This is a genomic window from Ensifer oleiphilus (genome assembly GCF_013371465.1).
Taxonomy (GTDB): domain Bacteria; phylum Pseudomonadota; class Alphaproteobacteria; order Rhizobiales; family Rhizobiaceae; genus Ensifer; species Ensifer oleiphilus.
In genome coordinates this window covers 957,546-973,812 of sequence record NZ_JABWDU010000002.1, presented here as the reverse complement: position 1 = coordinate 973,812, position 16,267 = coordinate 957,546, and the positions used below count along the sequence as shown (strand labels likewise).

Sequence of the window (16,267 nt, the reverse complement as noted above, 5' to 3'; positions counted from 1 at the left end):
GCGCGTCGTGATCGATGCGCGGCGTTTTCAATTGGAATGTCATTCGCTGGCATGCGATGGACGGCCCGACCGACAGGGTCGATTTCGGGCCGAACTCCGAGCGCTTTAGCCCTGCCGGGCCTTGCGGTTGGCGTAGCGCCGGTCGCGTTCGGCCTTGCGCGCAGCTTCGTCTTCGATGACGCGTGAAATGCGGTTCTTGTCGGCTGCTTCGCGTGCTTCGGCCTCAGCCGTTGCTGCAGCGGCGATTGCCGCCTCGCGCTCGGCGGCCTCCGCCTGCGCGCGATCGCGCTCCTCGGTCTTTACCCGTTCGCGTTCGATGCGCCGTTCCTCGCGGGCGGCAGCGACAGCCTGGCGTTCGGCCTGGCGGGCGAGCTGGGTCGGCTCGGCTGCTTCCTTCGCGGCGCGATAGGCCTGGAGAAGCGCTGCCTTCGCGTCGTTGGCGGCGCTGCGACGGTCGGTGAGTTCGTTGTTTCTGATGTTTCTCAAGTCTCTATTCCAGTTGAGGTGTCACCCTGACTGAAAGTCAGGCCTTTCTGACACGTTTCGAAACGGGGGCGGCGGCCGCCGCCAGGCGATCCTGCAACTCTTTTGCCAGGCGGGCTTCCCGCAGGCGCAAGGTCTTCTCCTCGCGAGCCTGGACGATCGAGTCGAGCTCTTCGACCGCGCTGTCACGGGCAAAGAACTGCGATTGCTCCTTGGCAAAGGCGATCTCGGCGCGCTGGCGCGATTTGTTGTGTGTCTCTGTCATGGGGTTTCCCGACTTAAAAAGGGCTCGCCTGCGGTGGTGCACCTCCACATGAAGGCGCGCTACAACCGCGCTATCCCTTTGGTTCCCACATGGTTTCATCTCCGGACCGGTTCCGATCCACGGGATCATGCAGGCAACACGCAGTAATAAAAAAGGCCAGGCATAGTGCCTGACCTTGATAGGTATCATGCTCTCGACAGTGCCAGTACATCCGTGGTCAAGGGAGAGCCGATACCGATTTAAGCTGCCTGAAGGTTGCAGGCAGACATCTTGCCCGACTTGTTGTCGCGCTCCATGTCGTAGGCGACCTTCTGGCCTTCGACGATTTCGCGCATGCCAGCGCGCTCGACGGCGGAAATGTGGACGAATGCGTCCGGGCCGCCGTTGTCAGGCTGGATGAAGCCGAAGCCCTTGGTGGAATTAAACCATTTAACTGTGCCAGTGGTCATGATGAACCCTTTCATAGCATATTGAATGACCGCCGCGCGGAAGCGCTGCGGATGATGATAGCGATTTTTGAAAGGAAGGTTCGTTCAGGGCGCGGTTGCTAAATGCGCGGTAACCAAAGCTCAGCAAGCAAATATCGATTTGCAAGAGATAGAGATAAAGTATTGCAATGTCAACCTTTGGTTTTTATTTGCTGAAATTTACCAATTTTCCGGGCGTGCCGACACCATAATTCGGAGCCAGTATTTGCAGGGCGCGGCAGATGTATTTTCGGCAGCCTGAGCGGCTTTAACTCTTTGGTTATGTGAATAAATAGCTGCCGGGGGTTGGGCAGTTTTTCTTTCTGCCGCACCGGCGGCCGACCTGGATTTCACACCGACGATATCCAGTCTGACGAATGGCACGCCAGCGGACGGATCCGTCTCGACGTAGAGGCACTGCGGTGTGAAGGTGCGGGGTCAGATCGTCGTCGAGACCGCTTCGGCCAGATCGTGCAGGCCGGGATTTGCGGACGGACCGACGACGACGAAGGATGCGCCGCCGCGCTGCCAGGAAACCATGCCGAGATCGTCGCGGATGCTTTCGGAGAACCTGTCGGATTGCGGGCTGTCGCTGTCCTTGAGGAAACAGATTGCAAATACGTCTCCATCGGCATTGCGATAGACGAGCTGGGCGACGGGTCTGCCGCTTGCGACCAGCAGACGTGCGCCCTCGAAGTTCAGCCCCTTGCCGGTAAGGTTTGGGATGGTGAACGGCACGCCGACGCTGGAGGCAAGCCAGGTCTCGATAACAGGTGCTTCGGAGGCAGGAACCTCGACGAGACGTTCCTTCTGGCGTGAATAGATGCGGTGATAGTCGGCGATGTCGTCGAGCCAGTTGCGTGCTGAAGCAAGCTTCGTCGGCTCGCTAAGGCCGGTTGTCGTCCCGACGATATAGCCGGCGGTGCCGCCGAGCAGAACCAGCGCCATGGAAGCGGCCATCACGCGCGGCCAGACGCGCACGCGGCTGACATTGGCCGCCGCGATCGTTACCCGTTCCACCTTGGGATTGATACCGGAACCCTGCTTGATTTGCCGCACAAGCGCCAGTGGCACCGGGTCATGCAGGAAATCCTCGAAAGCCGTGTTGCCGAAGGCGCTACCGGCCTTCAGCTTTTCGAACAGCGCCTTTGCGTCCTCGTCGCGGGCGAGGAGCGCCTCCAGCTCAGTCTTCTCTGCGTCGCCGAGTTCGCCGTCGATGTAGGCGCACAACCGAATCTCGAGCGCGTGACCTTTCGTCTGCTGCAACGGTCATGCCCTCCTTTCGGAGTTTTCGGAAATCATGGTCGCGAGCCTGAGGCGCGCTGTCGATAGCCTGCTCATGACCGTGCCGATGGGGATGCCGAGGATATCGGCAGTCTCGCGGTAGCTGTGGCCTTCGACATTGACCAGGAGGAACGTGCTTGCCAGGCCTTCGGGCATGGAGAGGATCATCTTCTGCAATTGGTTGGCGTAGACGGCCTTTTCGGCGGAGGCCTCGACGCTGAGTTCGTCCTGGTCGGACACGTCGACCGTGCCGCTGCCGGTGCGGACTTTTCGCTTGCGGATCTCGTCGACCCAGAGATTGCGCGTCATGGCGTAGATCCAGCTTTCGAGTCGGCCTTCTCCGTTCCAGAGGTGACTGCGCGTAATCGCTCTTTCGCAAGCTTCCTGGACAAGGTCATCGGCATCATGGGCATTGCGCGTCAATGTCATTGCGAAACGGCGCAATTTGGGCAGCAGGCTGACCAAGTCGCGTCTGAAGTCCTTCGTTTCTGCCGCTGGGCGCATTGCTCTTCCAAATGAAACGTGCGGGATCGTGTCTTTATTCGCCAGGCAATATCCACGGCGAATGATATGAAACATTTGAGTATTAGTCTGCAAGGGAAGTCCCGGATCAGAAAGCGAAATCTGCTCTTTCTTGCGTCGTTATCCCAAAAACTTCGCTCGCCCTCATGTCGTTTCGCGAGGCGGTCGTTACCGTAAACTGGTAGGTCCGACCGACGTTGCGTCAAAGTTCAGCCCGAATCTGACTGGCACTCATCCGCACAACTGCAAGTCGTTGTCGGGGGAAGTGTCAATGAACAAACAAGAAATTGATCGTGCAGGCAGTCGCGGCTGGCGATCCTCTGCGCGCGTCCTGGGAGAACGGTTGCGGTCGGCGTCGCCGTACCTTCGCGTCGTGGGCTTGAGCGTCTCTCTTGCAGGCCTTGCAGCCTGCCAGAGCGCGTCGCTCAGCGAGACCGGATCGCTGTCGTCCTACAAGGATTTCGTCGCCAGCGACGGCATGGTGACCAAGACGAAGTACCGGGTCGATTCCGCCGCGACCAAGACGGTGAAGACCGTGCACCTGATCCCGACGACCTTTGCCTCCAATGCCGATGTCGGCACGCTCGGCGATCCCCAGAAGAAACTGGTGGCGACGGGCATAGATCGGTCGCTCTGCGAGGCGCTCAGCGCCCATTTTGATGTCGTGCCGGTCTCCAAGCCCGCGGATATGGCGGTGCGCTCCGTGGTGAGCAAGGTCAAGGCGACGAATGCCGTCGTCGCCGGCGTGTCGACCGTCACCTCGGCGGTGGCACCGGTGCCGGTCCCGCGCATTCCGATCGGTCTCGGCAGCCTCGCCGTCGAGGCGGAGGCTTTCGATGCAAGGGGCAAGCAGATCGCCGGGCTGACATGGGCACGGGGCGCCAATATCCTGACCAACGGCTCGCGCGCATCGACAGCGGCGGACGCCTTCGAACTGGCCGGCGACTTCTCCGAAGATTTCAGCGCATTGCTGGCAAAATCGAACGACCCGATGAAGTCGGATTTCGAATTGCCGTCGATGAAGGCCGTTTCAAACAGCGTGTCCTATGCGGTCACCGGCAAATCGACCGATCCCGATTGTGCGGTCTTCGGACGCGGCTCGGGCGTGACGGGCATCGTCGGCGGCGCGCTGGGCCTGCCGCCGGAATGGACCGAGAAGAAGCGCAACTGAGGAGGCGCTTTCAGCTTTGGTGCGGAACTGCCTTCCCGGTTGCGGGAAGGCAGCGAGCATGCATCAATAGTGCCGGATGCCGCCGAGCGACTGCAACAGCGAGCGATAGGCCCAGGTGCCTTCGCCTCCTCGGTCGCGGATCTCGACCAGTTGCACGCGGGCGTCCTCGATCTGACCCTGCTCGATCAGTGCCTGGCCCATGTAAGAGCGGGCGAGGATATAGTTTTCGTCGGCCTGGAGCGCGCGCTTGTAGTATTGCATGCCGAGTTCCATCCGGCCCGCCTTGCGATTGGCGTAACCGAGATAGTTCAGTACCCGGGCGCTCTTCTGATCTCTGACTGCGCCGAGAACCTTGATGGAATTCTCATACTGGCCGGCATAAGCGAGCTCGCGGGCGGCCTGAAAAAGGATGTCGTCGCTCAGATCGCTCTTCTTGGCGTTGACGCAGGCATTCTTCTTGGCATCCCAGATCTTGCCTTGGGTGCATTCGCTGCTCGTCTTGGTTTTCTTCGGCGGCTCGCTGGTATCCTCGCCGGCGGCCATGGCCGTCTGCGCTGCGAAGATGGCCGCGCCGGCGGCAAACAGGGTGCATAGAATGGTCTTGCGGTACATCATGCCTATCTCCCAACTGATACAATGGCGCCGAGCACGCCATCTCCGGCACAGAGAATAGATCGCTCTGCCGGTTGTGGGAACCCGAACGGGAGTGTGACGCGCAAACAGGCGTATTTATTCCCCTCGGGGATGGGATTCCGGCAAATTTCGGGCCGGCCTTTCCTATGATCGTCCCGTCCCTAGAAACGGGTGGTCTCAACCAGCGTGGCGCCCGTCGCGTCGGCGTTGAGCGCGTATCGCTCGCGGGTGAGGTGCCAGTTGCCGGCCTCGCCGGCGATGGTGAACAGGTTGTAGGCTGCCGGCGGCTTGTGGCCGCCCGGGCCCTGAGATGCCGAGGAGATGCCGACAACCGGTACCGGGCCGTTCTGCCCCTTCAGCCAATAGACGGTGTTCAAGTGCGTGTGGCCGTGGATCACCAGTTCGGCGCCGCCAGACGAGATCGTCGCTGCAAAACGACGGATGCCGAGCATGCGCTTGTGCAGCGAGGTGGCGCCGCGGATCGGCGGATGGTGGATCATCACCACGCGGAAGAGGCCGGCATCGCCCGCCTGGCGCAGCAGTTTGACGGTGGCGCGGGCCTGCCGCTGGCCGAAATAGCCGCTGGCGGCGAAGGGCGGTGTCGCCACGGCCGTCGAGCAACCGATCAGCGCCACCGGGCCGCGCACCCGCATATAGGGGAAACAGCGATGGTTCTCATGCCAATCGGCCGGGGCGCCATCGGCGCGCATGAAGGGATACCAGGCGCGCGTCGTCTTCTCATAGGCGCCCGGCACATAGGCATCGTGATTGCCCGGGACGATCGAGATGTTGGCCGGGTCTCCAGCGTCGTCGAGCCAGTCCGTAACCGCGGTGATCTCCCGCGATGAAGCGAGGTTCACCAGGTCGCCGGTGATTGCCATATGGTCCGGATCGCGCTTCTCGATGTCGGCCATCAGGCAATCGAGCGTGCCCGTGAACAGGTGTCGCCTACGGTTCCGGTGCCAGTTGACGAAGCCGGTGATGCGCTTGGAGGCGAGTTCCCTCAAGGAGAGATCGGGCAGGGGGCCGAGGTGGACATCGGAGATATGGGCAAGTTTGAACATCGTCCCCGTCTAGCGCATATTCCGGTTGAGGGGAATCATGTCGCCGGATTAATCCCGGCCAACGGCCTATTCGGAAGGATAAACACCTGGAAAAACAGCAGCCCCGGGAGGTGCGGCGCTGGTATCACCGCGTCCTGATGCGCCTGGCTCACGGCTACTACGCCTTGTCGCGCGGCATGACGATTGGCGTGCGCGCCGCCTGCTTCGACGATCAAAGCCGGGTCTTCCTGGTGCGGCACTCCTATCTGCCCGGCTGGCACCTGCCGGGTGGCGGCCTCGACCGCGACGAGACGGCGCTCGAAGGCCTGCTGCGCGAGTTGCGCGAGGAAGGTAATCTCGAGGCGACGGTCCCGCCGGCGCTGGTGCAGGTCTACTACAACAGGCGCACGAGCCGCCGCGATCACGTGGTGTTTTACCGCTGCGACCATGTTCGCCAGTCGGCGCCGAAGACGCCGGATCTGGAGATTTCGGCGAGCGGCTTTTTTGCGCTTGATGCCCTGCCTGACGATACGACGCCCGCGACGCGCCGCCGGCTTGGAGAGCTGGCGGGCGCAAGCGTTTTCGACAGCTACTGGTAGATCTGGCTGTGCGGCCCTGACCTGGCGCAAGACAGCGCCTTGTCGGGTGTTTAGATGGCGCCTCGCCCATGCGGAGCATACAGATCGAGGATCGGGCCGACGGGCACGACCCCGGTCGGATTGATCATCGTGTGGCTGCGGTAGTAGTGCTCCTTGATGTGGCGCATGTCGACCGTCTCGGCCACACCCGCCACCTGGTAGAGGTCGCGCAGGTAGCCCTGCAGGTTCTTGTAGTCGGCGATCCGGCGGATATTGCACTTGAAGTGGCCGACATAGACGGGGTCGAAGCGCACCAGCGTCGTGAACAGTCGCCAGTCTGCCTCGGTGATCGCGCCGCCGGTCAGGTAGCGTCGGGTCGCCAGCCGCTCCTCCAGTTCATCGAGCATGTCGAACAGCGGCGTGACGCCGTCCTCATAGGCTTCCTGGCTGGTGGCAAAACCCGCCTTGTAGACGCCGTTGTTGACGGCGCTATAAATGCGGCCGTTCAGTTCGTCGATTTCGGTGCGCAGCTCCTGCGGATAAAAATCCTCCTTTGAGCCGGTCAGATCGTTGAAGGCGGAATTGAACATGCGGATGATCTCCGCGGATTCGTTCGAGACAATGGTGTTTTTCTGCTTGTCCCAGAGGACCGGCACGGTTACCCGGCCGGAATAGGCCGGGTCGGCGCGGGTGTAGACCTGCCACAGCGCATCGGAGCCGAAGAGGTGGTCGACAGTGCCGCCGTCCTCGCCCTTGAATTCCCAGCCCTTCGACAGCATCAGCGGATCGACGATCGAGACCGAGATCAGGTCTTCGAGCTTCTTCAGCTTGCGGAAGATCAGCGTGCGGTGCGCCCAGGGGCAGGCAAGCGAGACGTAGAGGTGATAGCGCCCGGCCTCGGCCTTGAAGCCGCCTTCGCCCGATGGACCTGCCGATCCGTCTGACGTGATCCAGTTGCGGAACTGCGATTCGCTGCGCTTGAAGTGGCCCTTCGTCGCTGCCGTATCATACCAGACGTCCTGCCAGATGCCGTCTACAAGCCTGCCCATGGGCAATCTCCTTCGTGATTTCGTCGTTCATAGATAGCGGCTTTATCGACCTGCGGAAGGTATCGATTTCTGAACAGTGCGTTTTGGGCTTTGACATCGGGCAATTTTCTGGTATCGGCGATTTTAGAAAATTTCTCTGTGTCCGGAACGAACCGTACTCATGACCTTCTCGGGAAACCTGCGACGACGCTGATGCTGCCAACGCCCTTCGGGCGAAGCCATCCCTATGTCCGTTCGTATGCCTGGTTCCTGATCCCATGAAAAAGCACGACCTCGTCTACCTGACCGAAGACGCGTCCCATGACGCAGCCATCGAAATCATCAACGAAGAAGCCTTTGGCCCTGGCCGGTTTGCCCGGGCGGCTGCCCGCATCCGCGAGCAGGGCGCTCATGACCGGTCGCTGTCGTTTATCTGCGCCGACAATGGCGAGACCATCGCTTCCGTTCGGATGACGCCTGTGATGGCCGGTTCGATCAAGGGCCATCTGCTCGGACCACTGGCTGTGCGGCCGTCGCACAAGAACATGGGTATCGGCCGGGAACTCGTGCGTATCGCCGTCGAAGCCGCACGGCGGAAGGGTTCACACGCCGTCATCCTCGTCGGCGATCCGCCCTATTATCAGCCGCTTGGCTTCGAGAAGGTCCGGTACGCCGCACTCGAATTCCCGGGCCCGGTCGATCCGGCACGGGTGCTGGTGGTGCCGATGGCAGAGGGTGTGCATGCAGGTCTTTCCGGTGTCATCGGCTGGCGGGACGACACGGCCACCGACGAGGCGGCCGAAGTCGCCGATATCGAGCTGGCGTTGGCCGTCTGATTGCCGTTCCTAGGCGAGCCGTTTCTTCAGGAAGACACGGCTGCGGCCCGGCGGAAAATCGGGTAGCTCGCCGAAGGCCTCGTAGCCCTGGCGTTCATAAGCGCGCCGGGCCTGTGGATTGAACGTGTCGATCCAGGCGCCGTGGCAGCCGCGTCGACGCGCCTCTTCCTCGGCCGCGGCCAAGAGCTTGCCAGCAAGACCCTGTCCGCGCAAATCTTCCGGCAGCCATAGCCATTGCACGAACAGCCAGCCCCAGGCGGTGTAGCCGCTGAGGCCGCCGCGCTTTCCCTCCGCTTCGGGACCACCGACGATAACCGCCAGCGGCCGCCGTTCCGACGGGCCGACATCGGCGGCGTTGAAGGCTGTCAGCCCATTGCCGATGGCGTCGAGCGCTGCAGCAGGCGGTGCGTCGGTGACCTCGAACATGGGCGCTCCTACCTGGCCAGCCGCTTGGCGATCGGCTCGAACTCCGGCGTCGCTGAGCGCTTGACCGGATCCGGCGTGCCGGCATCGATCGCGTCCCAGTATTTCCAGTGGACCTTCTTCGATCCGAGCTCGTAGTCCATGCCGTCCCAGCTGTCTTCGCGGAAGCTGTAGAAGGCCCAGTGCAGGCTGTCCTTGTCGAGCGTCGTCAGCACGTCCTCCAGGTAGGCCTTGCAGCCGGTCCACCGGCGCATGCAGCCGAATTCGCCGGCGACGACGCGGTTGGGCGCAATACCCTTGTCTTTCGCCCATTGCACCGGCTGGTCGAGATAAGATGCAACCCGTGTCTTGTCCCAGTTTTGCTCGCCTTCGCCGAAGGGCACCTTGCCGGGATAGGCATAGGGCTTTTCGCGCTTCATGTTGGGCGCGCTGGTGGCGGCATAGGGCTCGTACATGTGGAAGCTGTAGAGCACCTTCTGGTCGCTGAGGCCCGACGGCCAATAATTGAAGGCGTCGGCTGCCGCATACCAGCCGGCGTCGGCCATGATCGGGGTCGCGGGGTCGACCTCGCGGATTGCGGCGATCACCGTTTCGTAAAAGGCGACGAGGTCGGAGGCGCTGCCCTTCTTGCTCGCATACCAGTCCTGCATCGCCTTTTCGTCGGCGTGTTCTGCAAGGCCGTTCTGCTTTTCGGGCGCCGGTTCGTTGATGATGTTGTAGGCGGCGACACCCGGATGATCCTTGAGTTCGCGAGCGAGGTCGCGCCAGAAGCTTGCGGCCTCAGCCCACCAGGCCTTGTCCTGCCAGATGCGACCGTCGAACTTGTTGCCGTTGTTCTGCGACCAGCGCATGCCGGGCAGCGACAATGGCGTGATGACGACCTTCAATCCGGCCTTGTCGGAGCGATCGAGCGTTTCCTTCAGGGTCTTCAGGTCGGCCGCCGGAATGCCCTCGTATTTGTCGGCATCGCCGATCAGATAGTCGCGCTTGGCCGGCTTCCACTTGTCGTAGGACAAGCGAACCCAGGTGGCGCCATAGCTGGAAAGTGCCTTGAAATAGGCCTCGTCCGGCGGCAGCCGGTTGAAGCTGTTGCCGCCGTGCTGGGGCTTGTCCCAGAAATCGATGAGATCGGCCGCGTGAGCAGGCCCGGTGACGATAGCGCCGGTAAGGGCGAGGGCAAGGAAGGAGGAGGCTATCAAACGCATCTACAGGGCTCCAAAGAATGTCCCTGCGATGTCGACAGTCATTGTGGCCTAAATCAGGAACGGCGCATGCTGAAAACGTCGAGCCGGCTTTCACCCACATCCTTTTCATCGAGCTGCCAACCGCAGCGCTGGTAGAAGGCGCGCTTCTGCGGCAAGGCGCAGAGATAAATGGTTTCGACGCCGGTCGCCAAGGCCGCCTCGGCTGCATGACGAACGATGCTTGCGCCGAGGCCGAGACCGCGAAATGTCGGCTCCACCCAGACGGCTGCCACCCAGGGGCCAAGCTCGGGCCGTTCCTCCAGATCGGAATCGATCACCGAGGCGGTGCCGATGAAAGTCGCGCCGCGATGGGCGACAATGGCGAAGGGAATGTGATGATCGCCGAGGTTCCCGGCAACCAGCCCGGCGATGTGATCGAGTGGAAAGCCGCGCGGTTCCCACCAGGCCCGCCAGACGCGTTCGGCGATATCGTCCGCAAAATAGGGCACATCGCGCAGGTTGCTGATGGCGATGCTCGGATCGGTCATCGACCCTCGCGGTACCAGGTTGCCGATATGAGCAGGAGCAGGGCGGCAAGGCCGAAGAGGCCGGTGAACAGGGACAGCGAGTTGATGCCTCTGAGCACCGTCTCGTCGGTCATGCGCAGCGACAGCCGCTGGTCGTCGGCGACGCGCACGGCGCCGCGCACCGGCAGGATCGACGGCAGGTCGACGGCGCCATCGGCACTTGCCAGCCGACGCACCAGACCCTTGGTCTGGTCAGCCCAGGGGCGCAGCTTGTCCTCGGTCGAGATCGCCGCCTTGAATTCCGGTGCGTCGACATTGCCGACATGGACGAGCGTGGTCAGTTCGTCGTTGGCGACTTCGAACAGGCCGGTTTCCGTGGTCTTGATCTCGGCGCTGTAGAGGCCCGGCTCGCGTTGCGTCAGCGTCAGCTCCTCGGTCTTGCCGGAGGGGTAGGTGAGGGTCGCGGGGCCGGGGTCGCCCTCGATGGTCTGGCGGGTGATTTCGAGCGTGCGGCCTGCGGCGCGGGCCGTCAGCGCTTCTTCTTCCAGCGCCGGCTCCTGCATCAGCCAATGGGCGGTGCGACGATAGAGCGAGACGTGAGGACCGCCGCCTTCGAAGCCCCGGGCCCAGAGCCAGCCCTGGTCGGACAGAAGCATGGCGACTCGTCCCTTGCCGACGCGGTTCAGCACCAGGAGCGGCTTGCCGTCGGCCGCTTCCATCACGGTCTGGCCGAGCGGCCTGTCGACGTCGACGGTACGGAACCAACGGCCCCATTGCGGCGGCTCGCTGGCGGCGCCTTCGAGGCCGCGGGTGACCGGGTGTTTCTTGCCCTCATCCGAGAGACGCGGGTAGAAGCCTTTTTCATTCATCACCCCGGTCGGGTTTGCCGGAAGCACCGCCGAAAGAGGCGTGGCGGCGATGGAATCGTTGCCGGCATGTTCGGGGCCTGCGGCGATCAAGAGCGCGCCGCCATTCTGCACATATTGCGCGATGTTGTCGTAGTAGAGGATCGGCAGGACGCCGCGGTGCTGGTAGCGGTCGAAGATGATCAGGTCGAACTCGCTGATCTTGTCGACGAACAGTTCGCGTGTCGGAAAGGCGATCAGCGACAGCTCGTTGATCGGAGTTCCGTCCTGTTTTTCCGGCGGGCGCAAGATGGTGAAATGCACGAGGTCGACGGCGGCGTCGGATTTCAGGAGATTGCGCCAGGCGCGCTCGCCCGCATGCGGCTCGCCCGAGACAAGCAGAACGCGCAGGTTCTCGCGGATGCCGTCGAGCACATGGACGGCGCGATTGTTGGTTTCGGTGACCTCGCCGGGAACGCCGTTGACCGCGAATTCGAGGATGTTGTTGCCGCCGCGCGGCACGGTGAAGCTGAAAGGCACGTCGGTGCCGGGCTCGGCGACTTCGGTGGCGATCTCGTTGCCGTTAAGCCGGATGGTGACTTCGGCGGTTCCGCCCGGCGCCTTGCCATCGTCGACCACGCGGAAGGACAGCTTCTGCTGTTCGCCGACGATGCCGAAACGGGGCGCACTGACGATCTCGATGCGGCGGTCGAATTCATCCGGCCTGCCGCTGATCAGCCCATGGATCGGCGCGTCGAAGCCGAGCTTCTGGTTGATATCGGGAACATCGTGGATCTGGCCGTCGGTGATGAAGATCGCGCCGCCAACCCGCGCCGGGGGCACATCGGCAAGCACGGAGGTCAAGGCGGAAAAGAGGCGGGTCGAAGGCGCTTCGCTTTCCGCGCTGTCAGCGGCTTCGACGATGCGGGTCTCGATCTGCGGGAAGCGGGCAAGCCGGTCCTTGAGGTCGGCGAGCGCCTTGTCGGTCTGTTCGCGCCGGCCGGCATAATCCTGGCTCTGGCTACGGTCGACGACCACGGCGACGATGGTCGACAGGGGCTCGCGCTCTTCCTGGAAGAGGATCGGATTGGCAAGCGCGAGGCAGAAGGCGGCCAGCGCTGCGGCACGCACCCAGGCGCCGCGCAAGCCGCGCCAGATGCCGAGTGTGGCCAGGATCGCAGCTGCAACGGCCAGCGCCGCCAGATAGGGCCACGGGATGAATGGCGAGAAGTCAGCGGTCATCGATCGGCCCTCATTGTCCGAGCCGTTCGAGCAGGGCCGGCACGTGCACCTGGTCGGCCTTGTAGTTGCCGGTCAGCATATACATCATGATGTTGACGCCGGAACGGAAGGCGTATTCGCGTTGCATTTCGTCCGGCGGGACCGTCGGCAGCAATGCGACGCCGTTGGCGTCCACCGCCCAGGCGCCGGCAAAATCGTTGCCGGTGATCATGATCGGCGTCACGCCATCGCCAGAGCGGGCCGGGCGATTGCTCGCCTCTTCGCGATTGTCGAGTTGCGCCTCGATCCAGAGCGGGCTGCCGGTGTAGCGGCCCGGGAAATTGGAGAGGAGGTAAAACGCCTTGGTCAGCACGTGGTCGGTCGGAACAGGCTCCAGAGGCGGGATGTCGAGATTTGCCAGGATCGCCTGCAGCCGCTCGGTGTTGGGGCTGGTTCCGCCAGACGATGCGCCGAGCGAAGAGAACTGGTCGCGGGTGTCGAACAGCACCGTGCCGCCGGCGCGCATATAGGCGTCGATGCGGCTGACGGCCTGCGGGCTCGGCATCGGCGCCGATGCGGAAACCGGCCAATAGATGATCGGGTAGAACGACAGTTCGTCCTTGGCGATATCGAGGCCGACAGGCGTGCCCGGCTCAAGTGTCGTGCGATAGGTGAGGAAGTCGGTAAGTCCCGCAAGCCCGCGCTCGGAGAGACGATCGACTTCGCCTTCGCCGGTCACCACGTAGGCCAGATGCGTGGTGTCGAGGCGCTCGAGAATGGCGGCGTCTTCCGGTCGGCTGTCGTCGGCCAGACTGTCCGGTGGCGAGACGAGGAAGGCACTTGCCGCCAGCAGAAGGATTGCGCTCATCGCCTTTGCTGCGCGCAGCCGCGAGAAGGCCCCGCCCATGAACAGCACGATCAGCGCGTCGACAAGCAACAGCAGCAGCGCCAGCGTGAACAGGGCCGGCTTCAGCGACCAGCTCTCGGACGCGGCCAGTTGCTGGGTGGTGTGAGCGCCGGCGACCGTCATGTCGATCGGCGCCAGCTCGGCATTGCGCGGCAGCAGGTTGAGCGCGGTGAAGCCATCTTCCGAGCCGTAGAGGCCGGGCGGGTTTTCCGGCGTCGCGACCGGCACCTGGCCCGGGATGACGTCGAGCGGCCGGGCGTTGCCGGTCTCGGCGACGAGCACGCCGTCGGCGTTCAGCAGCCGATAGGGCGCGAGTGTCTGCTGCTGCGCCTTGCCGTCATTGGCAACGCCACCGCCGCGCGACAGCTGGACACTGCGGCGCAGCATCTCGACGAAATCGCCTGAGATCGGCAGGTTCGACCATGTGGCCTCGGCGCTGACGTGGAAGAGGATGATCCGTCCGGCGCCGTGGGCCGAGGTCGTCACCAGCGGCGTGCCGTCGGCAAGGCTTGCCCAGGTGCGCTCGGCAAGATCGGCGGTCGGCTCGGCCAGCACCTGCCGCTTGATGAGAATGTCGGCGGGGCGCGCCATGCCGGCAAACGGACTGTTGGCTGGGTAGTCGGCGAGCGGCTGCGGCTCGGACCAGGAGAGCGCGCCACCGAGCGCCCGTTCGCCCTGGCGCAGCGTCACCGGCACCAGCGGATCGTCGGCGGGGGCCGCTGCAAGCCGCGGGCCGGCGAAGCGGATCAGCATGCCGCCATTGTCGATCCATTTCGTCAATTTCGGATAGATCTCTTCCGGCAGCCGGCCGATATCGGCCATGATCAGCACGGAGGGCTTCTGTTCCAGGAGTTCCGGAATGGCGACGGCGAGATCGGTCTCATGCGGTTCGACGAGATCGGCATAGGGAGCGAGCGCTCGGTTGATATAGTAGAGTGGCGACAGAAGCGGTTGCGACTGATCGCGGGCCTCGCCGCTCAAAAGCGCTACGCGACGACGGCGGAAACCATCATCGAGCAGGTGCACGCTGCCGGCGGTTGCCGCATTCTCGATGCCGATACGGGCAAAGTCGTTGCGCAATTCGAAGGGCGCCTCGATGCTGCCCTTGGCGACGCCTTCGCCGGCGGCAAAGGCGATCTGTCCGTCGGCGATCGCACGGCCACGCGTATCGTAGGCGACGATCGGCAGGGTGAGCGCCCCATTCTTGTTGAGGCGCGTTGCCGTTACCGACATGCCGGTCGAGCCGTTGCTGCTATCGGTCAGCGCCACGGTGCGGCCGCCATCGGCCTCGATCAGCCGCAGTTCGGCGGCTCCGACCTCGGACAGCGCCGCCATGGTTTTCTGATCGGCAGTTTCGATGCCGTCGCTGACGAAGGCCAGCGTGCCGGGTTTCGTGCCTTCGAACGCGGTTTTCAGCGCGGCAATCGCCTGGGCGCGGTCGACGGCGAGCGGTATGGGGGCTGCCGCGGCGAGCCTGTTGCGCGCCGTTGCTGCAGATCCCGGCGTGGCGTCGTGCTGGCGATCGCCGGTGAAGGCGATCGAGACGGCGAGGTCGCGTGCCTCCGCATCGTCGATCAGCGTGCTGACGGCCTCGACGCGCTGTTCCCAGTCGGTGGCCGTTGCCCAGCTGTTGTCGACGACGACGGCGAGCGGGCCGCCCGTTGCCAGCGTGTTCTGACGCGGGTTCACGACGGGGTCGGCGATGGCGAGAATGACCGCGGCGGCCAAAAGCATGCGCAAGAGCGTCAGCCACCACGGACTTTTCGACGGGGTTTCCTCGCGCTTCAGCACCGAGGCGAGAATGCGCAGCGGCGGAAACACTTCCGCGGCCGGCTTCGGCGGCGTCATGCGCAGCAGCCACCAGATCACCGGCAGGGCAATCAGAGCCGCAAGCATCGCGGGATTGGCAAACAGAAAGGGAAGGCCGGTCATAGCTGGCCTCCATGGGTGGCGCGTCCCGGCATGCCGGACAGGTACATGTGGACGGCAACCAGCGCCTCGGAGGCGGGCCTGTCGGTCCGGTGCGGGGTAAAGGTCCAGCCGAGATGGCGCAGCGTCACCCCGAGGCTTTCGCGGCGCGCGAGGTAGGCGCGCTGATAATCTTCGCGCAGGATCTCGGCGCGCCCGGCGGTCAGCTTCTGGCCGGTTTCCGGGTCGCTGAATTCGGTCCGCCCGGCATAGGGAAAGACTTCCTCCGCCGGATCGGCAACCTCGACCACATGGCCGCGCAGGCCACGGCGGGCGAGCGGACCCAGGCGCTCCATGATCCGATCGGTCGGATCGAGAAAATCGCCGATCAGCACCAGATCGCTGGCGTTGCGGATCATGCCCGTCTCCGGCAAGCCTTCGGAAAGCGGGGTCAGCATGATTGCGGTTGCCAGCCGTTCGGCGGCGTTGCGGGCCGAGATCGGCTCCATCACGCCAGGACATCCGATGCGTTCGCCGGAGCGGGCGAGGATTTCGGCGAGCGCCAGCATCAGGACCAGCGCCCGGCTTTCCTTAGACACCGATCCGAGCGTCGACTTGTACATCATCGACGGCGACAGGTCGGCCCAGAGCCAGATGGTGTGGGCGGCCTCCCATTCGCGGTCGCGCACATAGGTATGATCGTCGCGGGCGGAGCGGCGCCAGTCGATGCGCGACAGGCTTTCGCCGTCGCTATAGGGCCGGAACTGCCAGAAATTCTCGCCGATCCCGCGCTTGCGCCGCCCGTGCCAGCCAGAGATCACCGTGTTGGCGATGCGGCGGGCTTCGACGAGGCAGTCAGGAACGAGCATCGCGCGCTGCTGCGCACGGGAAAGAACCTCACCAGCGGGGGTACGCGCAACTATGTGCCCGATGGAAGCCATT

General features: G+C 63.6%; 17 protein-coding genes. 3 read left to right on the top strand and 14 right to left on the bottom strand.

What is annotated here, in order from left to right:
* Window positions 1-105 precede the first annotated feature (105 nt).
* The 5 genes from HT585_RS11470 to HT585_RS11450 form a co-directional block, all read right to left on the bottom strand.
* Window positions 106-486, bottom strand: a complete 381-nt coding sequence (locus HT585_RS11470) for a DUF6481 family protein (RefSeq protein WP_176352995.1) — start codon at window positions 484-486, stop codon at window positions 106-108.
* Between the two features lie 37 nt (window positions 487-523).
* Complete coding sequence (locus HT585_RS11465; protein ID WP_077503415.1) at window positions 524-748, bottom strand: hypothetical protein; 225 nt, start codon at window positions 746-748, stop codon at window positions 524-526.
* Window positions 749-987: 239 nt separating this feature from the next.
* Entirely contained in the window at window positions 988-1,197 is a 210-nt protein-coding gene (locus HT585_RS11460) for a cold-shock protein (protein ID WP_077503416.1), read from the bottom strand.
* A 456-nt stretch (window positions 1,198-1,653) separates the two neighbouring features.
* On the bottom strand, window positions 1,654-2,481 hold the full coding sequence (locus tag HT585_RS11455) for an anti-sigma factor family protein (protein ID WP_176352994.1): 828 nt from the start codon (window positions 2,479-2,481) through the stop codon (window positions 1,654-1,656).
* A 3-nt stretch (window positions 2,482-2,484) separates the two neighbouring features.
* Window positions 2,485-3,003, bottom strand: a complete 519-nt coding sequence (locus HT585_RS11450; protein WP_176352993.1) for an RNA polymerase sigma factor — start codon at window positions 3,001-3,003, stop codon at window positions 2,485-2,487.
* 289 nt (window positions 3,004-3,292) lie between these two features.
* Here HT585_RS11450 and HT585_RS11445 point away from each other — a divergent pair, with 289 nt between their 5' ends.
* On the top strand, window positions 3,293-4,192 hold the full coding sequence (locus tag HT585_RS11445; protein ID WP_176352992.1) for a DUF3313 domain-containing protein: 900 nt from the start codon (window positions 3,293-3,295) through the stop codon (window positions 4,190-4,192).
* Window positions 4,193-4,255: 63 nt separating this feature from the next.
* Here HT585_RS11445 and HT585_RS11440 read toward each other — a convergent pair whose 3' ends face one another.
* Both HT585_RS11440 and HT585_RS11435 read right to left on the bottom strand, forming a co-directional pair.
* Complete coding sequence (locus HT585_RS11440; RefSeq protein ID WP_176353283.1) at window positions 4,256-4,804, bottom strand: tetratricopeptide repeat protein; 549 nt, start codon at window positions 4,802-4,804, stop codon at window positions 4,256-4,258.
* Between the two features lie 182 nt (window positions 4,805-4,986).
* A complete protein-coding gene (locus tag HT585_RS11435) occupies window positions 4,987-5,889 on the bottom strand; it encodes a metallophosphoesterase family protein (RefSeq protein ID WP_173420828.1) in 903 nt (300 codons plus the stop codon).
* A 137-nt stretch (window positions 5,890-6,026) separates the two neighbouring features.
* Here HT585_RS11435 and HT585_RS11430 point away from each other — a divergent pair, with 137 nt between their 5' ends.
* A complete protein-coding gene (locus tag HT585_RS11430; RefSeq protein WP_176353282.1) occupies window positions 6,027-6,467 on the top strand; it encodes an NUDIX domain-containing protein in 441 nt (146 codons plus the stop codon).
* A gap of 50 nt (window positions 6,468-6,517) precedes the next feature.
* On the opposite strand, the gene HT585_RS11425 is transcribed toward HT585_RS11430, so the two are convergent.
* Window positions 6,518-7,495, bottom strand: a complete 978-nt coding sequence (locus HT585_RS11425) for a glutathione S-transferase family protein (RefSeq protein ID WP_176352991.1) — start codon at window positions 7,493-7,495, stop codon at window positions 6,518-6,520.
* Window positions 7,496-7,752: 257 nt separating this feature from the next.
* Here HT585_RS11425 and HT585_RS11420 point away from each other — a divergent pair, with 257 nt between their 5' ends.
* On the top strand, window positions 7,753-8,310 hold the full coding sequence (locus HT585_RS11420; RefSeq protein WP_176352990.1) for a GNAT family N-acetyltransferase: 558 nt from the start codon (window positions 7,753-7,755) through the stop codon (window positions 8,308-8,310).
* Between the two features lie 9 nt (window positions 8,311-8,319).
* On the opposite strand, the gene HT585_RS11415 is transcribed toward HT585_RS11420, so the two are convergent.
* The 6 genes from HT585_RS11415 to HT585_RS11390 are packed head-to-tail and all read right to left on the bottom strand — an operon-like array spanning window position 8,320 to window position 16,266.
* Window positions 8,320-8,736, bottom strand: coding sequence for a GNAT family N-acetyltransferase (locus HT585_RS11415; protein ID WP_176352989.1), 417 nt, complete (start codon window positions 8,734-8,736; stop codon window positions 8,320-8,322).
* A gap of 8 nt (window positions 8,737-8,744) precedes the next feature.
* Window positions 8,745-9,938, bottom strand: a complete 1,194-nt coding sequence (locus HT585_RS11410; protein WP_176352988.1) for a glycoside hydrolase family 5 protein — start codon at window positions 9,936-9,938, stop codon at window positions 8,745-8,747.
* A gap of 53 nt (window positions 9,939-9,991) precedes the next feature.
* The gene (locus HT585_RS11405) at window positions 9,992-10,465 is read right to left on the bottom strand and encodes a GNAT family N-acetyltransferase (RefSeq protein ID WP_246707624.1); all 474 of its coding nucleotides are present in this window, start codon (window positions 10,463-10,465) and stop codon (window positions 9,992-9,994) included.
* A complete protein-coding gene (locus tag HT585_RS11400; protein ID WP_176352987.1) occupies window positions 10,462-12,531 on the bottom strand; it encodes a hypothetical protein in 2,070 nt (689 codons plus the stop codon). The genes HT585_RS11405 and HT585_RS11400 overlap by 4 nt, the downstream gene beginning before the upstream one ends.
* Before the next feature lie 10 nt (window positions 12,532-12,541).
* Window positions 12,542-15,349: a DUF4159 domain-containing protein gene (locus HT585_RS11395; RefSeq protein ID WP_176352986.1), complete on the bottom strand. Its 2,808-nt coding sequence runs from the start codon at window positions 15,347-15,349 to the stop codon at window positions 12,542-12,544.
* Window positions 15,346-16,266: a DUF58 domain-containing protein gene (locus HT585_RS11390; protein ID WP_173420820.1), complete on the bottom strand. Its 921-nt coding sequence runs from the start codon at window positions 16,264-16,266 to the stop codon at window positions 15,346-15,348. Before HT585_RS11390 ends, HT585_RS11395 begins: the two co-directional genes overlap by 4 nt.
* Window position 16,267 lies beyond the last annotated feature (1 nt).